The 21623-nt window shown below is 40.0% G+C and carries 17 protein-coding genes and 1 pseudogene; 3 read left to right on the top strand and 15 right to left on the bottom strand.

Going from position 1 to position 21623, the window contains the following annotated elements:
* A pseudogene (locus BM097_RS16440) lies at positions 1-190 on the top strand (IS4 family transposase); the annotation flags it as partial.
* Positions 191-362: 172 nt separating this feature from the next.
* On the opposite strand, the gene BM097_RS14545 reads toward BM097_RS16440, so the two are convergent.
* The 11 genes from BM097_RS14545 to BM097_RS14495 form a co-directional block, all read right to left on the bottom strand.
* Entirely contained in the window at positions 363-1322 is a 960-nt protein-coding gene (locus BM097_RS14545; RefSeq protein ID WP_090551901.1) for a methyl-accepting chemotaxis protein, read from the bottom strand.
* Between the two features lie 16 nt (positions 1323-1338).
* On the bottom strand, positions 1339-1983 hold the full coding sequence (locus BM097_RS14540) for an FIST C-terminal domain-containing protein (RefSeq protein ID WP_090551898.1): 645 nt from the start codon (positions 1981-1983) through the stop codon (positions 1339-1341).
* Positions 1943-2434, bottom strand: coding sequence for an FIST N-terminal domain-containing protein (locus BM097_RS14535; RefSeq protein ID WP_090551894.1), 492 nt, complete (start codon positions 2432-2434; stop codon positions 1943-1945). Before BM097_RS14535 ends, BM097_RS14540 begins: the two co-directional genes overlap by 41 nt.
* A gap of 125 nt (positions 2435-2559) precedes the next feature.
* On the bottom strand, positions 2560-3213 hold the full coding sequence (locus BM097_RS14530) for an HAD family hydrolase (protein ID WP_242944729.1): 654 nt from the start codon (positions 3211-3213) through the stop codon (positions 2560-2562).
* A 131-nt stretch (positions 3214-3344) separates the two neighbouring features.
* Complete coding sequence (locus BM097_RS14525) at positions 3345-7235, bottom strand: starch-binding protein (RefSeq protein ID WP_090551890.1); 3891 nt, start codon at positions 7233-7235, stop codon at positions 3345-3347.
* A gap of 178 nt (positions 7236-7413) precedes the next feature.
* Positions 7414-9144: an alpha-amylase family glycosyl hydrolase gene (locus tag BM097_RS14520; protein WP_090551886.1), complete on the bottom strand. Its 1731-nt coding sequence runs from the start codon at positions 9142-9144 to the stop codon at positions 7414-7416.
* Positions 9145-9163: 19 nt separating this feature from the next.
* Positions 9164-10426, bottom strand: coding sequence for a sugar ABC transporter permease (locus BM097_RS14515; protein WP_090551882.1), 1263 nt, complete (start codon positions 10424-10426; stop codon positions 9164-9166).
* Positions 10426-11745: a carbohydrate ABC transporter permease gene (locus BM097_RS14510; RefSeq protein WP_090551878.1), complete on the bottom strand. Its 1320-nt coding sequence runs from the start codon at positions 11743-11745 to the stop codon at positions 10426-10428. Before BM097_RS14510 ends, BM097_RS14515 begins: the two co-directional genes overlap by 1 nt.
* A 4-nt stretch (positions 11746-11749) precedes the next feature.
* Positions 11750-13012, bottom strand: a complete 1263-nt coding sequence (locus BM097_RS14505; RefSeq protein WP_090551873.1) for an extracellular solute-binding protein — start codon at positions 13010-13012, stop codon at positions 11750-11752.
* A gap of 700 nt (positions 13013-13712) precedes the next feature.
* Positions 13713-14720, bottom strand: a complete 1008-nt coding sequence (locus BM097_RS14500) for a LacI family DNA-binding transcriptional regulator (protein ID WP_090551869.1) — start codon at positions 14718-14720, stop codon at positions 13713-13715.
* A 75-nt stretch (positions 14721-14795) separates the two neighbouring features.
* Positions 14796-17054 carry a glycoside hydrolase family 31 protein gene (locus BM097_RS14495; protein WP_090551866.1) on the bottom strand — a complete coding sequence of 753 codons (2259 nt, stop codon included), beginning with the start codon at positions 17052-17054 and terminating at the stop codon, positions 14796-14798.
* A 290-nt stretch (positions 17055-17344) separates the two neighbouring features.
* On the opposite strand from BM097_RS14495, the gene BM097_RS14490 reads away from it, so the two are divergent.
* A complete protein-coding gene (locus tag BM097_RS14490; RefSeq protein WP_090551862.1) occupies positions 17345-17989 on the top strand; it encodes a type I phosphoribosyltransferase in 645 nt (214 codons plus the stop codon).
* A 137-nt stretch (positions 17990-18126) separates the two neighbouring features.
* On the opposite strand, the gene BM097_RS14485 is transcribed toward BM097_RS14490, so the two are convergent.
* From BM097_RS14485 to BM097_RS14475, 3 genes are read right to left on the bottom strand one after another with little or no spacing between them, the layout of a single operon-like run.
* The gene (locus BM097_RS14485; RefSeq protein ID WP_090551859.1) at positions 18127-18921 is read right to left on the bottom strand and encodes a DUF4097 family beta strand repeat-containing protein; all 795 of its coding nucleotides are present in this window, start codon (positions 18919-18921) and stop codon (positions 18127-18129) included.
* 4 nt (positions 18922-18925) lie between these two features.
* A complete protein-coding gene (locus BM097_RS14480) occupies positions 18926-19900 on the bottom strand; it encodes a permease prefix domain 1-containing protein (protein WP_090551855.1) in 975 nt (324 codons plus the stop codon).
* A gap of 23 nt (positions 19901-19923) precedes the next feature.
* Entirely contained in the window at positions 19924-20262 is a 339-nt protein-coding gene (locus BM097_RS14475; protein WP_090551851.1) for a PadR family transcriptional regulator, read from the bottom strand.
* A 227-nt stretch (positions 20263-20489) separates the two neighbouring features.
* Between BM097_RS14475 and BM097_RS14470 the strand changes: the two genes are divergently transcribed.
* Positions 20490-21170 carry an N-acetylmuramoyl-L-alanine amidase family protein gene (locus BM097_RS14470; protein ID WP_090551848.1) on the top strand — a complete coding sequence of 227 codons (681 nt, stop codon included), beginning with the start codon at positions 20490-20492 and terminating at the stop codon, positions 21168-21170.
* A 277-nt stretch (positions 21171-21447) separates the two neighbouring features.
* Here the strand turns inward: BM097_RS14470 and BM097_RS16975 are convergent.
* Positions 21448-21623, bottom strand: a 176-nt coding sequence (locus BM097_RS16975; RefSeq protein ID WP_143085005.1) for a mobility-associated LCxxNW protein, incomplete at its 5' end; no start/stop codon positions are given.

Here is a 21623-nt window from a genome sequence, read left to right as displayed (position 1 = left end):
AAAATATACATATAAAGCCAACTTTTCAGTTGCTGCTCACATGTGCAAAAAGTTTTACCGCGGTATTACATCTCCACCTGATTTAGAAACCATCATATCAAGAAATCTTGTACCCATTAGACCAGACCGACATCGTGAAAGATACCAGTCAGCAAGAATCTTTAGAGGTTTCTTATATAGAGTAGCATAAAAATGAAAAGTTAAAAATGTTATTTAGGCAGATATACAATCTGTCTTCTTTTAATGTCTAAAAAAGGAAAAAACGAGATTGAAGCATATCACTTCAATCTCGTTTTCTTCATCGTAGCCTCCACCGCAATGTTAACTTAATGACATTGCCCTTTTTCGGGGGAAGCCTTTTTTTAAAGATTTGTTAATGGATCAATCTGTTCAAGTACGTTGTTCATGTCCTCAAACATGAATCCCTTCTTGGTAATCTTAACCTTGATATCCTCAATATCATTTGTAACATTATCGAAGTATCCACGTGAATCCTCAATATTATTAGAAATGTTGTTGATAGAGGTCTCGCAATTTCTAAATACTTCACCCATCTGAATGCTCTGATCGGTAACCTCATCAGCAACAGTTTTAATCTGTCCTACAACCTCCTGTGTCTCAACAACCTTCTCATGAGAAGCCTCGATAGCTTCCTTGGTATGGTCAACGGATTCAACCAGACGATTATTGTTTTCATCCAATGCCTGCATACTCTCAAAGATTGATGTTACAACGCTTTGTATTTCTGTAGAAAGATTTGTAACCTCATCAGCAACTACTGCGAAGCCTCGTCCTGCCTCACCAGCGCGGGCTGCTTCGATAGATGCATTAAGAGCCAAAAGATTTGTCTGCTTTGCAAATCCACCGATAAGTTCAACCTTTTCTCTGATCTCATCAAAGCTTGCCTGGAAGGCTTCAAACACCTTTTCAACCTCGGCAATTGTATCAGAAACTGCACTAGAGCTCTTATCTACATTCTCCATTCCATTGTGGGAATCGTCTGCTGTCTGCACCAGCTTCTTAACGATTTCATCAAAGGCTTTTGTAATTTCCTCGATTGTACTAAACTCATTTTGGAAGTTTGCAACAGACTCGGAAATAGATCCATACTTATCCTCAACAACTGAAAAGGAATCTCTAATAGTTTCAATACCCTTAATTGTATTAGCCTCCTCCTGTTGAAGCTTGGCCTTCTGCTCGATTGAGAATCGTCCAACCTCTTTTATTGCTTTCATGCGAGATTTCATATCTACCTTCTTCTCAGATACCTTTGTAACCTCGACATTTTCTTCCACTTTTTTCTTTCTACTAAAAAGTCCCATATTGCCCTCCTGCACTTTATTCAAACACAGCGCAAACCATGGTCTGATTTACGTGCTGCTTCTTATACTGCTCACCACCACCGACAATTCCTACATGAGGACCAACAGACTTCATAGCGCCTAAGAAATCTGTCATGTAATTACGCTGAGTGAATAATAAATGTCTGTAGATACAATTTACAGAGAAGATAAACGAAATCTTACCATTTTCACTTCTGATATTATTTCTTGTGTCATTACCAATTGCCTCATAGTCCTTGAGTTCAAGAATCTCAATAGTGTCATTTTCATTTATTCTTTTATAATTAATCAACGAACCATTGTTGCCAATTGCATAAGGACTACTGATGAATATTTCACCACCAATAACACGACCAAGTGGGCTTACAAGAACGTTATCAACAAGCTCTGAACGGCTAACTCCTGCGTCTTCGCAATAAACATCTGCTGCTGGACGGCCATCTAAAGAGATAAGCTCTTTGTTTGCAAGATTAACCTTTGTTGCGATATGTGTCTTACCGCACTCCATTGGTCCAAAGATATTTTCAGAATATGTTCTGATTTTTCCTGATTTATTTTTGATTAATGCGTAGCAGCATGCATCAGCATATAATTCGCCATCAAGCATGGCATAGCCTGTAGCACCTGCTGGATAAATCAAAAATAGTTCCACCTACAACTGGAATCTTGGCACGTTCTAAAGCAACGTTCATTGTAGTAACAAGGCGTTCCTCGTCATTGGTACAGAACTCTATGCAAACTGTATTAGAATCCCCAGCCTGAATCTTAGAAACCTTTTCTTCCATTGCCGCAATATCAGCAATTGGAGCGGATGAAAGTTTTCTAATGATTCCAACCTCTGCTGCTACATCACTTCCAAAAGAAAGGACTACCATTCGCTTATCAGAAGAAACTGTGTCGTAGTATGAAGTTGTACTGGTACCTATAAAAGGTACACCTGGGTATTTTTCTGAAATAAGGGCAGACGCTTCCTTTAAATGCTCATATGAACATAATAAAATTAACAAATTTGGATTATTAACTTTTGCGATTGCTTCTGCTACAGCATCTTTGCAATTCGCTTTCATGGATGTTCCTATAGATATTTGCATGATGACTCCTTCCACAAAATAAATAGTTTATATTATGAAATTTACCATATTTTTACAAATGGTGACAGAATTTCACATTTATTTCACTGATTTATCAGAATTTTGTAAAAGATGTCGCTAATTATTCAAAAAAGATTACATATATCCCGCAGACAATCTATTCTTGCAAAAAGGATTTTTCTAAGCTCCTGGTCAGGCTCTGTTAAATCTGGAATCATGATAACATTGCAGCCAGCACGATAGGCACTCATGCAGCCATTTGGAGAATCCTCTACTGCATAGGTTTCCTCTGGAGCGATTCCAAGAGTCTCACAGGCGTAGGCATAGATGTCTGGCGCAGGCTTGCCCTTTTCCACCATATCTGCGCATACTACTGCATTAAAATATTCGAAAAGACCAATTTTCTTAAGATATCTGTTGGCACGCTCCCTATCGTTGGCAGTGACAAGAGAAATGAAAACATCATGGTCCCTAAGCCATTTTAATGTCTCCTTGGCACCAGGCTTAAGAGGAATTCCTGTTTCCTTAAGAATCTGCTCTACCAGAGTCTTTCGATAATCTCTGACAGCCCAATAATCAAAATCTTCTCCGTACCATTCCTTAAACTTTTCAACAGCAAAAGGACGCCCTAGGGAACGAAGCTCTAAGGGCTGTTCAGGTGTCATTTCGTAACCAAAGTGTGCTAAAGCCTCTGGCCAGGCCTTCTGATAGAATTTTTCTGTATCCGTAAGTGTGCCATCCATATCAAATAGCACTGCTTTGATGTTTTTCATTTCCATATTTATCATCCTCTTTTTATGCTTACCTAAAGACTTTATCATTTACCACTGCTACAGACAAGTAAAAAGACCACTTGCGCTACCTCATATGGATAACGAAAGTGATCTTTTTGGGTTAAATCTAGTTATAGTTAGAAATGTTTACGCTTTATGAATATGCCTGCTCCTGCTGCTGCAGCAACCACAACAACACCTGCTGCAACTGGTACTACTGGGAATGTTGAATTCTCAACTGCCTTTGGTGCTTCCTCATCGGCGATTTCCACAGGAGTCTCTTCCTCTTCAGTAGCTTCCTCTGTTGTCTGCTCTTCTGTTGTAGTCTCCTCTTCTGTTGTAGTCTCCTCTTCTGTTGTAGTCTCCTCATCAGTAGCTACTTCCTGGTCCTCAGCAGTTTCTGTAGCCTCCTCTTTATCCTCGGCAACAGCCTTTTTTGTAGCTTTAGTAGACTTTTTAGTATTTGCATCTGCCGATTTAACAGCCCCTGCAAGAGGCACCTGTGCCTCGTTTAAAGCTACCTCAGTCTTTGGTGCAACCACTGGCTGCGATGCCTGACCTGCACTCTGCTGTCCACCTGCCTGTGGCTGTGATGGTGTAACTGATGGAGTTGGGCTTGGCTTAACAGGCTGTGAAGGCTTTTCAGGCTCTGCTGTCTTTCCAAGCTCCTCATCGCTAGGACGAACTGTTGTAACCACAGCTGATTCATTCTTGTGTTCATCATTACCATGAACAATGTACTGAATCTCAACTGGAATCTTTACAGTCTCCTTAGCGCTGGCTGTCATTGGCTTGAAAGCACTTGTAAGTACATCGATTACATTTGTAAGCACTGAAATTACATCTGATTCTTCTGTAATCTCTTCTACAGTCTCCTCAACCCTTGTATCAACTGATTCTTCTGTTAATTCCTCTTTGTCCTCTACTGGCTCTGTTTTGACATCTTCAGTTATAGGATCTTCTACTTCTACCTCTTCATCCACATATCCTGCAAGATACTTGTTTTCAATATCAACTGCATGCCAGCCGTTTCCGATATGCATCATCTTCTTACCTGGCCATGTTTCAAATGGTTCCCCAGCTGATGTACCATCATCCTTCTTAAGCCATGCATACATGTACACATCCTCTGTCCAAGAGGTATCCACCTTTGAATAAAGTCTTGTGTAGCCGTCAGCTACTGCTGGTTCTTCATCAACAGGCTTTTCCTCTGGCTCTGTTGGTTCTTCTGGCTGTGAAGGCTTTTCCGTTCCAAGATATTCCTCTACCGCGCTCTTTGAATCAAAGCCATCTGTTGTGCCAGATGTGAAGTAAAGCTTGCTTCTTCCTTCCATAACATTGTCAGGAAGCTGTGTGCCGTTACCGTCATTAAAGATTAAATGTAAATCAGTGTTGTCAATTGCTTCGTTAGGTACGTTTACCGCATACCAACCACCGCCAAGTCTTGCCATTTTTGTACCAGGCCAATCGCCGATGCAGTTGTTATAATTGCCGCCCCATGCGTATACATACACATCTGACCATGCATTTTCATCATAGAAATAAACTAATGTGTTTCCGTCTTTTTCTTCAATAGTCTCACCCTCTGAGTGCTCAAAATCGTATGCAGCCTTTTCAGCCTCTGCCTTAGATGAGTATTTGTTGTTGCCCCAGAAATAAACCTTTGAGATGCTATCTACTAAAAGATTTCCTGTCTGTGCGCCACCTCCAAAATCATTGAAGATGATATTGAAATCTGAACCTGGTGCGCTGTCTATGGTTAATTTCCACCAGTTGTTGCCAATGTTCTCAGCCTCTTTACCTGGCCACTCACCAAGCTTGGCTGCGCCCCATGCGTACACGCCTACCTTTTCCCAACCACGGGTGTTGTAGAAATAAACTGTAGTCTTGTCACCGTAAATGCCAAGCGCCTCTGATGCCTCATCCTTTGATGCAAATCTTTCCACCTTAAGGTTTCCACCTGGCTGCTCCTCGCTTAATGCGATGTAGTTCTTAGACATATCGCTCATGTCGATATTTTCTGTCTGAGTGCCATTTCCATTGTTGAAGATGATGCTAAATGGCTTATCTGTCATCATCTTAACATCTGCTCTGAACCAGTAGCCGCCTTCGTTTTTAGTAGCAAGTCCTGGCCAGCCGCCAAATACCTGCTTGCCATCCTCATACCAGGCATAGGCATATACTATCTTCCATTCCTTTGTGTTGAAGAAGTAAACAGATTTTGTGATTACACCTAAATCATCCTCTGCTTCCTTCTTAGAAGAGTAAATCTTACCATTTTCGCCAGTAACATACTTTCCTGTTTCTGGTGTGATGCTAAATTCATTTGATGTTTCATTTCCATTTGTAAATGTTATTTTGAAGCTAGCTTGTGGGATTGTAACCTTCCACCAACCATCGCCAGTATTATCGCAAGGATAATTAACCCCATTGCAATTAGCGCTGACAGATTCCCATTCTCTTGAGTTGAAGAAGGACAGCGTGGAATAGTCTCCCTCAGCCTGCTTGTCTAAAACAACCACTGACTGAGCTGGCACCTTACCAGTAATAACTCCATCTGAAACTATAAATAATCCATCATGACCTTCTACTGAATCGAGATAATTGCCTTCTGCAAGGTTTGTCTTTTCCTCAAGATTAAACTGGGCATCTGATGCATTAACAATAACAAGGCCCTTTGTTCCTCTTTCAATCATAAGAACTGAGTTGTCCCCAGCTGGATTTACAAGGTTTTCTGATTCGCCTGCCATAGCTGTTCTGAATTTGTTGACAGCTGCCACTTGAGGATCCTTGTAGATATCACTTCCTGCTGCACCCAGCACATTTTCGCCCCAAGGATTGTCCTTAGTGCTGCCCATTGGTCTGCTGAAGAATAATGGCGTACCATCCTTTCTTGCTGCGATGATAGACCATGCAAGGATAACATCTGTGTCATCTACTGAATTATAAGATTTGTCATTGATGTAATTGTCGTGAGACTCTACCCAAGTAACAAGCTTGTTAGGGTCTGCAGTGTAGGTCACATCGTTCTTTACATCATCGGAAATCTTGTAGCCTTCAAGCTTCTTTGTTGAAACATTTCCGCTTGAGATAGCAGTTCTTAAAGCTGCACCGTAGTCACTGGCTGTTGTTCCACCAAGCATATCCTGATATGCTGCGATACGAGCTGTATCTCCCTGCAGAACCTCTCCGTATACAAATAAATCTGAGTAATCCTTTTTTGCATTTTCATCCATGTATTCCTTCATGTTTGGATAGAAATTATTTCTGTCCTCATGACCTGCATATTCTGCTGGAACACCGTCATCTGGAAGTGCGATGTGCTTTGCTGTATCGATTCTGAAGCCATCTGCACCGCAAGCTACGCAATCTTCTAGGAATTCGTAGAAATACTTCTGGAAAGCTTCGCTTTCTGTATCAACATCTGGAAGACCACCCATTGGGTCGTAGGTTGTAGATACACGGTCTGAATAATTCATGGCTCTGGATGTATCAGCACCGTTGATGTGATAAAGATTATCCTTACCACCAACTGCCTTAAGTAATCCTTCACCAAGCTGGTCAAATACTGGTGTTGTATGGTTTGGATCAATATCAACGATAATACCGATTCCATACTTTTCAGCCTCATCACACATAGCCTTGAACTCGTCTCTTGTGCCGAGCTGATAGTTGCCAATCACCCAGTCTGTAGGCTGATAGTGATAGTACCATTTTCCTGTGTCGCTAAACAGTGTAAGGCCTGGCTCTGTAGACAAGCACTCGTTGATAGGTGATGTCTGAACAGCTGTGTAGCCTGCTGCTGCAATATCAGGAATGTTTTCTTTAATTGTGTTAAAGTTCCATGCAAAAGCATGTAAAATTGTTCCATCGTGAATTGACTCTCTGCTGACTGCAGAGGCTGCATGAACTGTGTTTAAATCTTTGACATTAGCTGCTGCTAGTCCAAGGTTGGTTGAACCTAAGAGTAACGCCAGACTAAGTCCGACCGAAGCTATTCGCTTCGCCCAATCGCCCATTTTCTTCATTTAATTTAACCTCCCATTTTCCAGGTACAGAAGCCTGGTTGAAATTATTGCGCAATTAGTTGCGCTCCTTTATTTAACTGACTTTTATATCAGTCAATAACTAAAATATAGGCTAAATAAAAGCTAGAGTCAATAAAAAACTCTAGCATTATTTTGTCATCTTTTGAAAATCCGCTATTTATACGGTGCGCAACGGTGCGCAACTAAGTTTAATTAATAGCCCACTTTCAGGCTCTATGGTGATTTCGTATTCACCTGCCCCATTTATGCTGCCCTCAAAAGCTTTGCCGAAAACATCTATGTTTTCCTGTGGCATAAGTGTCCCAACAATATCTAAAGGAAGCTTTATCTTCTGGGTCCTTTCATCCATTGAAATAACGCCAATATAAACATCATCCCCAAAGAACCTTGCCACTGCAAAAACATAATCACCTACATATATCACCTGCCTGCTGCCCTTTGAAAAAGCTGCCTCATGTCTTCTCAGAGAAATAGCCTGTTTATATAGCTTTAGATACTGATTACTGTCATTTACAAGCGCCCAAGGCATTTCGTATCTAAAGCCAGAATCGTGATGGGTGTAGCCATCTATCCCCAGCTCATCCCCGTAGTAACCGCAAGGGATGCCTGTCCATAGTAGCTGGGATATTACAACAGCCTTCACTTTATCAAGGCTATAGCCTTCGTAGTTGTGAATTCTTGGAACGTCATGACTGTCCACAAGATTCATCTGTGCATCGGCAATTACCTGAGGCAAATGGCTGTAATGCTCCACTGTGCGCGCCACCACATCCTCTGCCGTCATTTTGTAAGGCACTGCTGCAAGTGTTTCGTTTCTGGAAACAAACAACTCTGGCAATCCTGTAAACTGTCTTAAAATCCTGCCAAAGCCATAATAGTTCATAGGTGTGTTCCACAAATCACCCTGAAGATATTTGGTGCAGTCGCCCCAGTGCTCGCCAATGATAAATGCGTCAGGATTCTCTTCGCGAATGGCATCGCATATTTCTATCCATAAATCATCTGCAAGCTGAACCTTATCGTTTTTAGCAAAAACATCTGCCACATCAAAGCGCCAACCATCAATTGAATAAGGTGGCTTTAGCCATTTTCTTAAAACAGAATCTGGATTTCTATATATAAGGTCCTTTAGCTCCTCGTTTCTGTAATCCAGCACTGGAAGGGAATCGTAACCACACCAGCCCATAAGGGTATGGTCTTCCTTCTCAAAATAGAAATGTCTTTTTTCCTTCACCCAGTAGTGAGTATTTCCTGTGTGATTTATGGAGATATCAAGAATCAGCTTCATATCATTTTCGTGGAGCGCCTTAGACAATTCCTCCAAAGCCTTGTCACCGCCGAAGCCTTCATCCACGTGGAAATAATCGCTACAGTCGTATTTGTGATTAGATGGTGCGCTAAAAATAGGATTTAAATAAATGGCAGTAACTCCCAAATCCTTTAAATATGGAATATGCTCTATCACCTTGTAAAGATTGCCCCATGCATGTGGGAAAATCTGGTAGAACACTGCACCCTCTATCCAAGCTGGCTGTCTAAAATCTGCAAGGATTACAAAATTATTTGCATTGTCCGGTACGTATGTGGTAACCCCTGCCTGAGTGTAGTAATAGATGACATTTTTTCTAACCACCACAAAATGATAGGAAATAACAGGCTCGTTCACATCAATGTTAGTCTCGTAATATGCAAGCTTTCCTCGGATGCCTGTTCTCTTCATTTCGTGGTATTCCTCCGCTCCATTTCTAATTCTAAGCAAAAATGCAGCTGTAACATCATCATCAAGCATTGAAAGCTTGATGGTGACATTATCTGATAGCTTTGGAATAGGGTTATCTACATAGTTTTGTGTTCCGTCTGAATAAATACTTTGTGTAAAAAAATCCATAAATTACCTGCCTGTCAAACTAGCCTTTTACTGATCCAGAAAGTCCTTCTACGTAGAATCTCTGAAGCCATACAAAAAGAATAACTATTGGAATTGCAACTATTACTGCGCCCGCAGCAAACTGTGTATAGTAAGCGTCGATTCGTCTAAAATCTGTAAGCCAGTAAAGACCTACCGCTACTGTGTAAGAGCTTTGCTTGTCTCCAAACAGCATACTTGGGAAGATGTAATCACTCCAGGCTGCAAGGAATGCGCCTAATGCCTGATATACTACAATTGACTTTGAAAGTGGCAATGTAATATGAGTGAAAATCTGCAGTCTGGATGCGCCATCAATAATGGCAGCCTCATCAATAGCTCTTGGAATAGTGTCAAAGAATCCTTTACTTACATGGTATCCCATAGCAGCGCCTGCGGCTCCTACCACAATAAGTGCAAACAGCGATTGGTTGATTCCAAGTCCCTTAAGGATGTTATACACAGCGATAAGTGACATGAACCCTGGGAATAAACCGATTATCATCAGGATGTTCATAAATGCCTTACGTCCTGCAAATCTGGTGCGGCTTAGGATATATGATGTTGCAAGAATAATAAGTGTATTAATGACGCATGCACACATTGCAACAATAAAGGTGTTAAGCCACCATTTTGCAAATGGAATAACCGAATCGGCTGCAAACAATTTAGCGAAATTATTAAGTGTAAGATGCTTTGGGAAGAAGTATCCTACGTAGTATCCTGGCTCTGCTCTAAGTGCTGTAAGCACAATCCAAAGGATTGGGAATACCCAGATAACGCTCATGATTGTAAGAGCGATATAGCCTCTGTTTGTCTGAGTTACACGCATGATAAACACCAGTGCCACGTACGCAAATACAAGTCCCAGCCAGTAGCCTATGGAAAGATTCTTGTTCAAAAATCCCTTTGCAAGATTTCCACCTTCCAAAATGGTCTTTGATGAGAATAAAAGAAATGTCCAAAAGGCTGTGGCACATGCCTGCAATACCTGCCATGCTTTAAAGGAAAGCTTTGTTGTCTTTATAATATTTGCCACGCAAAGTGCAAATGATATTATCGTAAATACGATAGTTAAATACATAAATAATGTTAAACCAGATTTTTCATTAACCCCTGTAAGCTTAAGTGCAATTGATAAAATGTTTTTCCTGCCATCATTAATACTAGCAAATGGTAGGAACAAGCCTGTAAACATAAGCAATGTAGCTACAATTGAATGGATAAAATATTTCAGATTTAATCCTATTACTGTTCTATTCATTAGCTAAATCCCTCCTCATTTTTCAGTGCATTAGACCTTGAGAAAGAGACTAATGTAAATATAGCCGAGATTACAAATATGATGATGCCGATTGTGGCAGCCAAATTGTAATCGTTACTATCCTTTGTCAGCTTGTATAGCCATGTTACAAGCAAATCGGTTTTTCCAGCACCCTTATAGTAATTAAGTGTTAGTGGCTCTCCTGCTGTAAGGAAATAGATTGTATTAAAGTTATTAAAATTACTAATAAGGTTTGAAATCAGATATGGTGTTGTTACAAACCACATATATGGGAAAGTGATTTTTCTAAACATCATAAATGGGCTGGCACCGTCTATTTTTGCTGATTCATACAGCTCCCCTGGAATGTTCATAAGAATTCCACTAACCATAAGCATAGTTACTGGAACACCAATCCAAAAGTTTACAATGATAACTGAAAATCTTGCCCATGTGCCGTTTGATAAAAATGGCAGGGCTGAATTTGTAAAGCCCCACTGCTGTAAAAGCACATTAAAGATTCCTTTTTCGCCCAGCATTGTGGCAACTACTCTAAGAGAAATGAATGCTGGGATTGCCATTGTAAGAACGAATATTGTTCGCCAAACCTTTTTAAATTCGATTCCCTTTGAATTGATAATCATTGCAAGGAACATTCCGCCAAAATAACAAGAAAATGTTGCCGCGAAGCCCCAAATAAGTGTCCATCCAAGCACTGGCCAAAATGTTGCCGAAAGTCTATCACTGGTAGATAGCAATGTAATAAAGTTTTTAATACCTACCCATTCAAAAAGATTTCCTGGTGGCTGATGATTTGAATCGTAATTTGTAAATGCCATCAAAATCATGTAGATAAGTGGCATTACTGTAAAAACGCCAAGTCCAACCACTGGAACACTTAAAAATAAGAATCTGATATTCTTATTTGCCAAGCTTCTAATATCTTCAATAAAGGTATTATTGTGCTTACCCTCTTTGACACGATTTAATGCTGCCCTTCCAGATGAAATGGTAAACAGCCAAAATAAAATAAATGCGATGGTAATTACTACAGTCACAACGCCTGACAACAAAATAAGCATTGAGTTGTCACCAGCGGACATTTCGTAAATACCAAGCTCTTCATTGAAGGCCATCCCCTGAACATTTTCACCAAGTGTAATCAAGCCCCTTAATCTTTCAAAGCCAGTAAGAATCATAAACAAGATGTATGAAATCTCTATGCCAAGAAAAATAAGGCCCTTTAATAATTGTCCGCAGGCGACATTAGCCGCACCGCAGACAACGTATGAAATTTTTGAAATAATATCTTTTCTCATGTTTCTATTCTGTTAATGTACCTGTAATACTGTCTACAAGTGCATCAAGTTGCTCCTGAAGATTTGCTTTTGTAACATCACCGTAGTAAATTCCTTCACCAAGTGCCTTCATTGGATCCCAGTAATCTCCCATCTTTGGAATGCTTGGCTGGTTTGTAGCCTTTGCTGCCTGGGCATTGAGTGCTGATGCAACAAAATCCGCCTGGATTTCATCGCTAGATGCAAGTGATGAAAGCACTGGAATATCTCCCTGCTTTTCATATCTTGTAAGGCAGTTTTCTGCATTGCCCATGTATACTGCAAGCTGCTGTGCAGCAAGTGGATACTGAGTATTAGACTTTACAGTGATTGTCTTGAAATCTACAAAGTTTGAAAGCTGAACTTCCTTGCCACCGATAGTAGCTGTTGGAAGTGCTACAGCACCAAGGCTATCGCCAAGAGCCTCTCTAAATTCTGGAGCTGACCATGCACCTGATGTTACGGCACCGCAGTTACCATTCTTAAATTCAGAACCTGCAACACCATCGATATCCTCGATATACTTTGGATTGTGAGCAAGGTCGATTAAGTACTCACCAGCAGCAAGACCGTTTGCATCGTTGAATGAGCAGTCTGTTGGATCCTGACCATCCTCACCAAAAAGTGTTCCCTCATTTCCAAGGAAATACATTTCTGTATACCATGAATCTGTCATCTTTGAACCGAAGTTATATTTTCCTTCTCCAAGGTCCTTTGCCATCATAGTATCAAGGTTCTTTACCTCATCCTCTGTGTACAAATCCTTGTTGTAATACATGAAGAATGTATTAGGTGAAAAAGGAACTGCATAAGTAATATCATCAACAGTCACTGCATTAAGTGCTGACTCTGGAAGCTCATCCTTAATAGTTTCAAAATCCTTTACGATTGGAAGAAGCAATCCCTTATTTGCAAGATCAGCAACACCGCCTGATGGTGTATAGAAAATATCTGCTGCTGTATCAGCATCTGTCTCAAGGTTTGCTGGAGCCTCATCAATACCTACAACCGCAATCTCATATTTGATGTTGAACTCATCATGAATCTCATCAAACTTCTTTACCATTGCATCTGTAATATCTACCTCTTCCTCAGGCACCCAAATCTTAAGTGTTACATCCTGAGTTTCTGCTGTGCTAGCTTGACTTGAATCACCAGCACCTTCCTCCTTTGTAGAACCGCAGCCTACAAATGTGCCTGTGAGCATCATTGCACTAAGCATCAATGCTCCAAATTTCTTCAACTTCATCCTTCTTTTCCCTCCGTTACTTAAAGTTGTGCGTTTAACTTGCTTGCACGCTATAGCAAGCATATTGTTTGGGTTTGTTTTAGGTTAATCGCTTAACTAGAAGTATAGTTACCACCCCCATAATCGTCAAGTACCAAATTTCTTTTCGCCGTAATTCATAAGTGCCCACCCCAAACTTTGGGAAATTTACACAAAAAACATTGCAAGGTTTTCAATTCTATCAGTAAAGTATGTAGAGAGCGGACATATTGTAGGCTTCCAAGCATATATATGAGCTGGATTATGCATCATTGCTTTCACTATTCCATTCGCTAAGAAAAATTAAAAAAGCAGGTTTTGCATATATAGGCACCGTGGCACATTCAACATCGTGTTTCAAATGACCACTTGCGCCGCCGTCCTAGCGGCGCATGCCTATATATTGCAAAACCTGCTTTTTATTTTTCTAAGCTCATTCCAACGTTACAGCAATGCTGCATAATCCAGCTCATATATATGCTATCCAAGTTTTTGTATGTCCGCTCTCTACATACTTTACTGATAGAATTGTAAAACCTTGTAAGAACACCTACTAATAAAGATGCAAGATATTACATTTAGATAATCTTAAATCTGTGATTGTATTCACTAGGTGTGAAAATATGTGGCTCGGGGTCTCCTGGCTTCAGAAAATAATATGAATAATCGGGTGACCAGTGTTTTAGAGTTCCCTTACGGTTTGGCGTTCGATGATTTGGACGGGGAGGTGGATGTCGGCGGTGTAGTCCTTGTTGCCTTCGAGGATTTCGAACATGCCACGTCCTGCTGCATTTGCTTTTTCGTTGATGTCCTGGGAGATGGTGGTAAGCTTTGGATTGACGTACTCACCTTCTTTAAGATTGTCGAAGCCGATTACGGATATATCGTCTGGTACGCTAAAGCCACATTGCTTTATGCCTTCGATGATTCCGAAGGCTACGATATCTGACATGGTTGCAACGGCTGTGTAGCCCCTGCCAGATAAAGCTATATCGTTTCCTACAGTGATGGCACCATTGTACACAGTGTCTGTCCTGTAGATGTCGTCTTCAGTAAATTCAATTTTGGCCTCTTCGCAAGCCTTTTTAAAGCCTAAATATCGCTCCTGGACTACGCCTGGCCATTTGTAATCAGGGCAGGCTAAGGCAATTTTCCTGTGGCCTTTTCCGATAAGATATCTGGCTGAAAGATAGCCACCCTTGTAGTCATCAAGGCCTACGTTTACAACGCCCTTTTCCTTGGTGTAGGTATCAAGAAATACCACTGGTGCATCTAGGGCGCTGATAATTTCCTTAACGTCTGGCTCCACAACTCCTAAGAAGAATACCCCATCTACATTCCATGAGGATAGCTGTGGTATTACCTGACGGCAATCTGGTACGCATCTGAGCATAAGATAGTATTCCTTGCTTCGTACGTAGCGCTCAAGGGCTGCAATCATTCTGGCATAGTAAGGATTCATAAAGAAATCCTCGTCTGGTCCAATATATGGAACAACAAGTCCAATCATCCTGCTTTCCTTTTTGGCAAGAGAACGTGCCATGGCATTAGGCTTGTAGTCCACTTCCTTTATGATTTTTTCTATTCGTTCTTTAGTTACTGCAGAAACCTTGCTGGTATTTCCGTTTAAAACATTAGATACAGTGGCTGTACTAACCCCTGCTAGCTTTGCGATGTCTTTTAAATTCATTATACTCTCCTAGGTTAATATTTGATAAAACGTTTAACCACTAATAACTATAGGCATTTACAAGGTTTCTGTCAATTAAAACAGTTCCATTAACGCATCCTTAAGCTCTAAATCAATATCCTCTGTCATTATTTCATTTAGGCAGTCTTCGCCTGACTTAGAATTCATGATAATACTATAAATTCTTTCCTTCTGTACTATCTCCATCCACGCCTTTTCAAGGATTTCAAAGGCTGCCTGTTTGTAATCATTTCCTTCAACCAGCTCTCCAGCTATCTCCACGGTATAGCTTTCCTTTGCCAAAAGGACAGGGGTGTCTACTGTCACTGTGCCACCCTTTAATCCGTACAAAGCTATCTGGTATTTGCGCTCCTTTGGTATCTGGTTCAAATCCCCAGTAGCTCCATTTATAGTTACTGTTGTCACATTTTTATTAGCATCATATTTGGTCTCAAATCTTGTGATAGCATATTTTCCCATTTCATAATCCATGGACTGGCCGTCATCCTCGTACATATCAAAGGCTCCATCAGCACCTGCGCCAATCAACAGCTTAAGCTTTGTAGGATTTGCCACACCGTTTCCTTCCTCCATGGACAATGGGACAATTCCACCAGCCTTCAGCAATACAGGGATATTATCCACGGTGCGATACAGATTTTTAACACCAGCCTTATATAATCGGCCGTTAAAAATGTCGTACCATCTGCCTGAAGGTATAAGCATATTTATGCTTGCCATCTTAAGGCTTTTGCTGGTTTCTGTGGTGATAGCCCCCACCAAAAGATTGTCTCCAAACCAGTATTCATTCCTGTGCTTATAAGCCTCTTTTTCCTTTGGAAGCTTATAATATAAAGGCTGAAGCAGAGGCTTGCCTAAAGTGTGAGCCTCGTAACTCATGGTATAGATATAGGGAATCAGCTGATGGCGCAGCCTTAGATAACTTCCCATAATTTCCCTATAAGGGCTATCCACGTTCCATGGCTCCTTGTTAAAAAACTCGCTGCAGCTGGAATGAAGACGCATAACTGGCGAGAAAACACCAAACTGAATCCATCTAATAAGACGCTCTTCATTCTTGTCTCCCATCATGTGTCCGCCGATATCATGGCTCCACCAACCGTATCCAATATTAGATGCAGTGGCTGTAAAATAAGGCTGAAAATCAAGGCTTTTCCAAGTGGCAACAGTATCCCCTGAAAATCCAAGTGGATATCTATGACTGCCCACCCCTGCATATCTGGAAAAAATCATTGGACGATTATTATTTCTTTTTCTATCCTCGTAATGATAATGATTAAGCAAGTACAGCGGATCAATATCGCTGCCACCTTTTTTGGTGCCCTGCTGCCAGTCAATCCACCAGAAATCTACACCATCATCCTCGTATGGATTCATAACACATTTAAAATATGCATCCCTAAAGCTCTTGTCTGCAAAATCAAACTCAATAGCCTTTTCCTCTCTGGTATTGAAATTCATTTCCTTTGCCATATCCTCATACTGAGCCTCGAAGGCACGTATTCCATCTGCAGGATGTAGATTTAAGGTAGTAGCCAGGCCCCTATCCTTAAGGTTCTTCAAAAATCTCTTATAATCAGGGAAAAGCTTTTCATCCCAGGTGTAGCCTGTCCAGCCTGTTCCATACTTTGGATCCACGTCAGTTATGTGCCAATCCATATCTATTACGGCAACAGATAAAGGAATATTTTCCTTTGCCATCTTATCAAGCATCTCATTGTAGCTGCTTTCAGAATATCTGTAATATCTGCTCCACCAGTTGCCCAGGGCGTATCTTGGAATCATTGGCACCTGTCCACATAGCTGATAAAAATCCTTTAGTCCTCCTTCAAAATCAGTACCATATCCGAAGAAATAGATATCTATTCCCTCTCCTCGTCTTGAAACATATTCCCCATTCTCATCAAGAATGGCAGTATTGCTGTCATCAATTACTGCAAAGCCCTTTTCGCCAAAAATGCCTGGCTCTAGCATTATGCCACCATCTGCACCGTCTAAGGTTCTTGCTGTGCCATACAGATTTTTGTCGGAATTGCCATAAACCACGCTATAATGCCAAATCTCATGATTATCCTTTAATTCAATGGATAATCCCTCCGGAGAAAACTCTTCTCCATCGTAGGAAAAAATTAAATCCTCAGTTTCAATTATCAATCTGCCTTTTTCGTGAAGTGTAGAATACTCTACTGATGGGAAATTTCTATTGACCACGGCCTGTGTTTGTTCATCCACAAAGATACCGTTTCTCTGATATTCCATTCTGATTAGTCTACTAGTAAGAATTGTGATTCGATATTTATTTCCTATTGTCATTCCTCTGACCTCATTTCTATAAATAATGAGCGTCAAACCTAAACATAAAAAGGTCACCACTATCTGCGATAGCGATGACCTAAACCCGAAGCCATATTAATATATTTTTATCACCATTTCAAGCCCAAATATTTTCTATAAATAAAGTAACTTTAATGTTCATTCTGTGAATTTTCTATTTATTTTAATCTTATTTTAAATTTGTAGTATTATTTTCGATAATTATCTACTAAAATAGGAATATAAAAAACGGAATTTTTTTAGATGAATAATCTAGAAAGGGGTTTAACATGTTAAAAGAGTACACTAAAATTCCAGCACCGCTGAATTCTGACGTAGCTTTAAAAATCATCCCTGGCCATTTTGCAACAAATCATTCCCATATTACCAACTATATGGAAATCGGCACAATGAAGACCAGATGTAATGAAGCTCAGGGCGTAGCGCAGCTGCTTGCAATGCACTATTCAGTTCAGACGCCTGTAGACACAATTGTATGTGCAGATGGAATGGAGGTTGTAGGCACATTTTTAGCACAGGAGCTTACAAAGGCTGGTGTTGCCAATTACAATCAGCACAAAACCATTTATGTAACCTCACCAGAGCTTGCATCCAGCGGCCAGAATATTTTCCGCGACAATATGCAGCTTACTGTTAGAGACAAGAATGTGCTTCTACTATTTGGTTCATTGAGTACTGGACGTACTGTTGAAAGTCTTGCAGAATGCGTAAGATATTATGGTGCCAAGATTAGCGGAGCATGCGCAATCTTCTCTGCTGTCAGGGAAATAGATGGCATTACAATTACAGCAGTTTTCCACGAGGAAGACATTCCAAACTACCAGTCATACCCACTACATGAATGTCCTCTGTGCAAAGCGGGTACACCAATTGATGCCATTGTAAATTCCTTTGGATATTCGGAATTAAGATAACTAACATAAACAAAGAAAACTAGCCGTTACGCTCTCAAGCCTAAGATATTGCACCGCTACGCATAGAAAGCTTCGCTTGTGCAATACTTAAAGCTTGATAGCTACGACTAGTTTTTATTTTTCGTATTTGATTTTACTTACCATTTCTTTCCGTTAACAGAAATAGAACCTAATGAAACGTCTAAGTCCATTTTGTCAAAATCTGGGTTAGGGGTTTTGATATCGATATTTCCAAGATCACACTCTGCTTCCAATCTGTTGAAAGCACCATCAATAGAAATATCTCCCATATCAGCGGTTATTTTTCCATAATCGAAATCAGTTTTGTCTGCATCGATATCACCTAAATCTGCTTCGATTTTAAGCTTACCTAGCTTGCTATCCTTAGCTTCAATATCACCTGCATCTGCATCGACAGTTGTTGATTCAAACTCAACATTTTTCAAATCAATATCGCCTGCGTCCGCAGAAATAGAAATGCTCTTGCCCTTAACTGTTTCGATATCAATATCACCAGCATCAACTACGATGTCAACATCTTCAAGCTTGGTTCCTGTTGGAATGGTAATTTCTATACTACATTCTTCTTTTAATGATTTGAAGGAATTAATTGAATGATTCAATTTCTTCTGCTGAATTTCCAATTTACCATCTTTTACATTAATAACAGGCTGATACTTCTTAGGAATGTTAGTTGATACCATGTATGTATCGCCATATCTAATATCAAGATCTGCTGCATCAACATTTACTTCGATGGATGAAAACTCTTCACCAGAATAATCAAAATCCTCGTATTCACCTACATTGGTTGCAGATAGATAATGAAATCCAAATCCACCCAAGTTATAAACCAGTCCGCATACGATAACCACAAGAGTGATTGTCCAAAGGACAAGCATGTATTTCTTTCCCCAATTTTTATTTTCCATAGCTCTAATCCTCCTTTGCAAGTGCAATCTTAAGAATATGATGAATAATAGCGCCTATAATCCATATAATCCAGGTTCTTCCCCAGTCAAATGTCACAAAGCTTACCATAAGGTAGATGCATGTAACTGTAGTCCAATAAACTTCCATTATTATTGTAGCTGTTTTGTTTACATACACGATATCATCCTCCTTGCCATAGCTGCCGCTGATTGTCTTTTCATCGTTAAGCTTTAGGATTGTCTCAAAGCTGCCCATAACTGAGCTGCTATAAATAAATAGAAATACTCCGATTCCAACAAAAAGGAAAATGAATGCTGCAAAAAAATCAATTTCAAGGATGGCAACTGGTAACCAACAAAGAACACATAAAACTACGCCGATAGTCATAAGCAAAGCATGTGTTGATTTGTAGCTGCGCTTTCTATCCTTTACCATCTGGGCTGTAGCCATATCCACCTGGCAAAGCTCCTTCTTAAGGAATTTCCAATCGTTGCTGTTAATACCTGTGAAAACGAATAAGGCAATTGCTATTGCAATCATTAAGAACATTCCAACAACCCCAGCACTATCTGCTGTACGGCCTAAAATTATTCCAGGAAGACCTTCAACCATGATAGGTGGCATAACACACATTATGCAAAGCATTACGCCAATTCCGATAAATAATCCATTTCTTCTTTCTTCGTCTAAATAATTCTTAACCTCATCCATGCTTACGAAACGACGTGGCTTTTCGCTGACTCTTTCTTTTGTTTCTTCCACTTCCTTTGTAAGACCTAAATCATTAGCAAGCTCATCTAAATTACCGAACTCAGCAATGACTGTTCCTACTGCACTGTTTTCAGTCTCTCCTTCTGCAATAAGCTCGTTGTATTTATCCTCCATCATTGTAAGAAGCTCAGCCTTTGCCTTCTTAACCTCAGGAGTGTTTGGCATATTTGCAAACATTGCATCCAGATAATTCTTAATTGTTTCCATAGTTTTCTCCTCTTCGCTAAAAGCTATTTTGTAATAAATTTCTCAACTACATCCTTGGTAAGCTCCCATTCATCGCATTTGTCTTTGTAAAAATCCCTTCCGGCATCTGTAATGCGATAATAGGTACGCTTTTTACCGTTTCCCTCTAAATCCTGACTGGCTACGAATGATTCAATGTATCCGTTTTTCTCCATTCTGGTAAAGGCTGAATAAAGTGTGGTTTCCTTTATTAGGTATTTCCCATCTGTGATAGTTTTGATTTCTTTTGAAATCTCGTATCCATAGGATGGTTCCTTTAGAAGAATGCTAAGAATCATGGTGTCGTTGTAGCCACGGATTACATCACTACTAATCTCAACCATATTTCCTCCTTATTTGCATTGCCTGTCGTACTATGTCTGTCATACTATGTCTGTCGTAGTACTTCATCTGATGAAGTAAATATACTACGACTGACGTAGGAAGTCAACACCTATTTGAAAAAATTTTATATTTTACAGAATTATTGTCTGAAATTACATCATTTTTTCACACAAGTATCCGATAATATAATTACAAAAAAATAATAAGAAGGGAGTGTGATTTACATATGAAAAACAACATGTTTCACATTTTGAGGAAAAGTATTGTAGTGATGCTCCTACTTACTATGATAAGTCCTAACATCATTGCGCAGGCTAAATGTAGCAAAAACGATAACGCTTCCAAGGTGATTGTTATCGATCCAAGCGGTCAGGAAGTTACTAATAACAAAAAAGAGCCAATCGGCCCAGGTGCCTTTAAGACTGTGCCTGAGGTTCAGGATGTTGGAGATTACAAGACCAATCTGAAGATTGCTGAAAAGCTGGGGGTTATCCTGGCAGAACAGGGCTACACTGTAATCCTTACAAGAGAAACAAATGATGTAGATATAAGCAACAGCGGAAGGGCAATGATTGCCAATACTTCTGATGCAGATATAATGGTTGTTATTTCCGGTAAGGAAAAGAATGGATTGAATGTGGTATGTCAGTCAGAGGACAATCCATACAACTACGGAAATTATAAAAATGGACGTTTGCTTAGCGATGCAATTCTTGGTTCTGTAACGCAGAGTACAAAGATTGAAAAGAGCGAGGTTGTAGAATCTGATGATGAAGCTGTAATAAACTGGTGTGGGGTTCCTACAGCAAAGATTGAAATAGCCGATAAGGATGCAGATGATAACAACGATACTGTATTAGCAAAAGGCATCGCTGATGGAATCGAAAGTTATTTCTCACAAAAATAAAATTAGCTTATATGATTTAAAAAGGAGCTAACTCACAAAATGAGTTGAGGCATACATGATAATAAAAATATCATGTATGCCTCAAGCATTTAAAAATCTTATTTAATTTGGGATAATCAAATTTTTTGAGGGTTTGCCAAAGTTTATGAGGGTTTGTCGTGAGGGGCAAGCCCTTTTTTAGTGGGAGTTTTTGAGGGTATGGTTTGAGGGGCTGGTTTGAGGGTACGGTTTGAGGGGCACTTTTGAGGGGCTGGACAAGCCAGCCCCAATGATTGTTTTAGAAAAAGTATGGATATGAAATATTGTTTTCTTTAAGAAGTTCTTGGAGCTCATCGATGTATTCATAAAGTCGCTGGATTTCAATCCAGTTCCCATGGCAGAGCTCATCCAATTCTTGTAATTCTTCCTTGGTAAATTCATAATCATCCCATTTAACACATTTATGGTTTTTGC

The organism is Pseudobutyrivibrio sp. OR37 (assembly GCF_900113655.1).
Classification (GTDB): Bacteria; Bacillota; Clostridia; order Lachnospirales; family Lachnospiraceae; genus Pseudobutyrivibrio.
This window is presented reverse-complemented; position numbering and strand designations above follow the sequence as displayed.

Excerpts from the sequence above, each read along its gene's own strand:
- BM097_RS14490 (WP_090551862.1), top strand. The coding sequence starts at position 17,345 with ATGTTAAAAGAGTACACTAAAATTCCAGCACCGCTGAATTCTGACGTA.
- BM097_RS14500 (WP_090551869.1), bottom strand. The coding sequence starts at position 14,720 with ATGAATTTAAAAGACATCGCAAAGCTAGCAGGGGTTAGTACAGCCACT.
- BM097_RS14525 (WP_090551890.1), bottom strand. The coding sequence starts at position 7,235 with ATGAAGAAAATGGGCGATTGGGCGAAGCGAATAGCTTCGGTCGGACTT.
- BM097_RS14485 (WP_090551859.1), bottom strand. The coding sequence starts at position 18,921 with ATGGAAAATAAAAATTGGGGAAAGAAATACATGCTTGTCCTTTGGACA.
- BM097_RS14535 (WP_090551894.1), bottom strand. The coding sequence starts at position 2,434 with ATGCAAATATCTATAGGAACATCCATGAAAGCGAATTGCAAAGATGCT.
- BM097_RS14515 (WP_090551882.1), bottom strand. The coding sequence starts at position 10,426 with ATGAATAGAACAGTAATAGGATTAAATCTGAAATATTTTATCCATTCA.
- BM097_RS14520 (WP_090551886.1), bottom strand. The coding sequence starts at position 9,144 with ATGGATTTTTTTACACAAAGTATTTATTCAGACGGAACACAAAACTAT.
- BM097_RS14505 (WP_090551873.1), bottom strand. The coding sequence starts at position 13,012 with ATGAAGTTGAAGAAATTTGGAGCATTGATGCTTAGTGCAATGATGCTC.
- BM097_RS14510 (WP_090551878.1), bottom strand. The coding sequence starts at position 11,745 with ATGAGAAAAGATATTATTTCAAAAATTTCATACGTTGTCTGCGGTGCG.
- BM097_RS14475 (WP_090551851.1), bottom strand. The coding sequence starts at position 20,262 with ATGGTTGAGATTAGTAGTGATGTAATCCGTGGCTACAACGACACCATG.
- BM097_RS14545 (WP_090551901.1), bottom strand. The coding sequence starts at position 1,322 with ATGGGACTTTTTAGTAGAAAGAAAAAAGTGGAAGAAAATGTCGAGGTT.
- BM097_RS14480 (WP_090551855.1), bottom strand. The coding sequence starts at position 19,900 with ATGGAAACAATTAAGAATTATCTGGATGCAATGTTTGCAAATATGCCA.
- BM097_RS14495 (WP_090551866.1), bottom strand. The coding sequence starts at position 17,054 with ATGACAATAGGAAATAAATATCGAATCACAATTCTTACTAGTAGACTA.
- BM097_RS14470 (WP_090551848.1), top strand. The coding sequence starts at position 20,490 with ATGAAAAACAACATGTTTCACATTTTGAGGAAAAGTATTGTAGTGATG.
- BM097_RS14530 (WP_242944729.1), bottom strand. The coding sequence starts at position 3,213 with ATGGAAATGAAAAACATCAAAGCAGTGCTATTTGATATGGATGGCACA.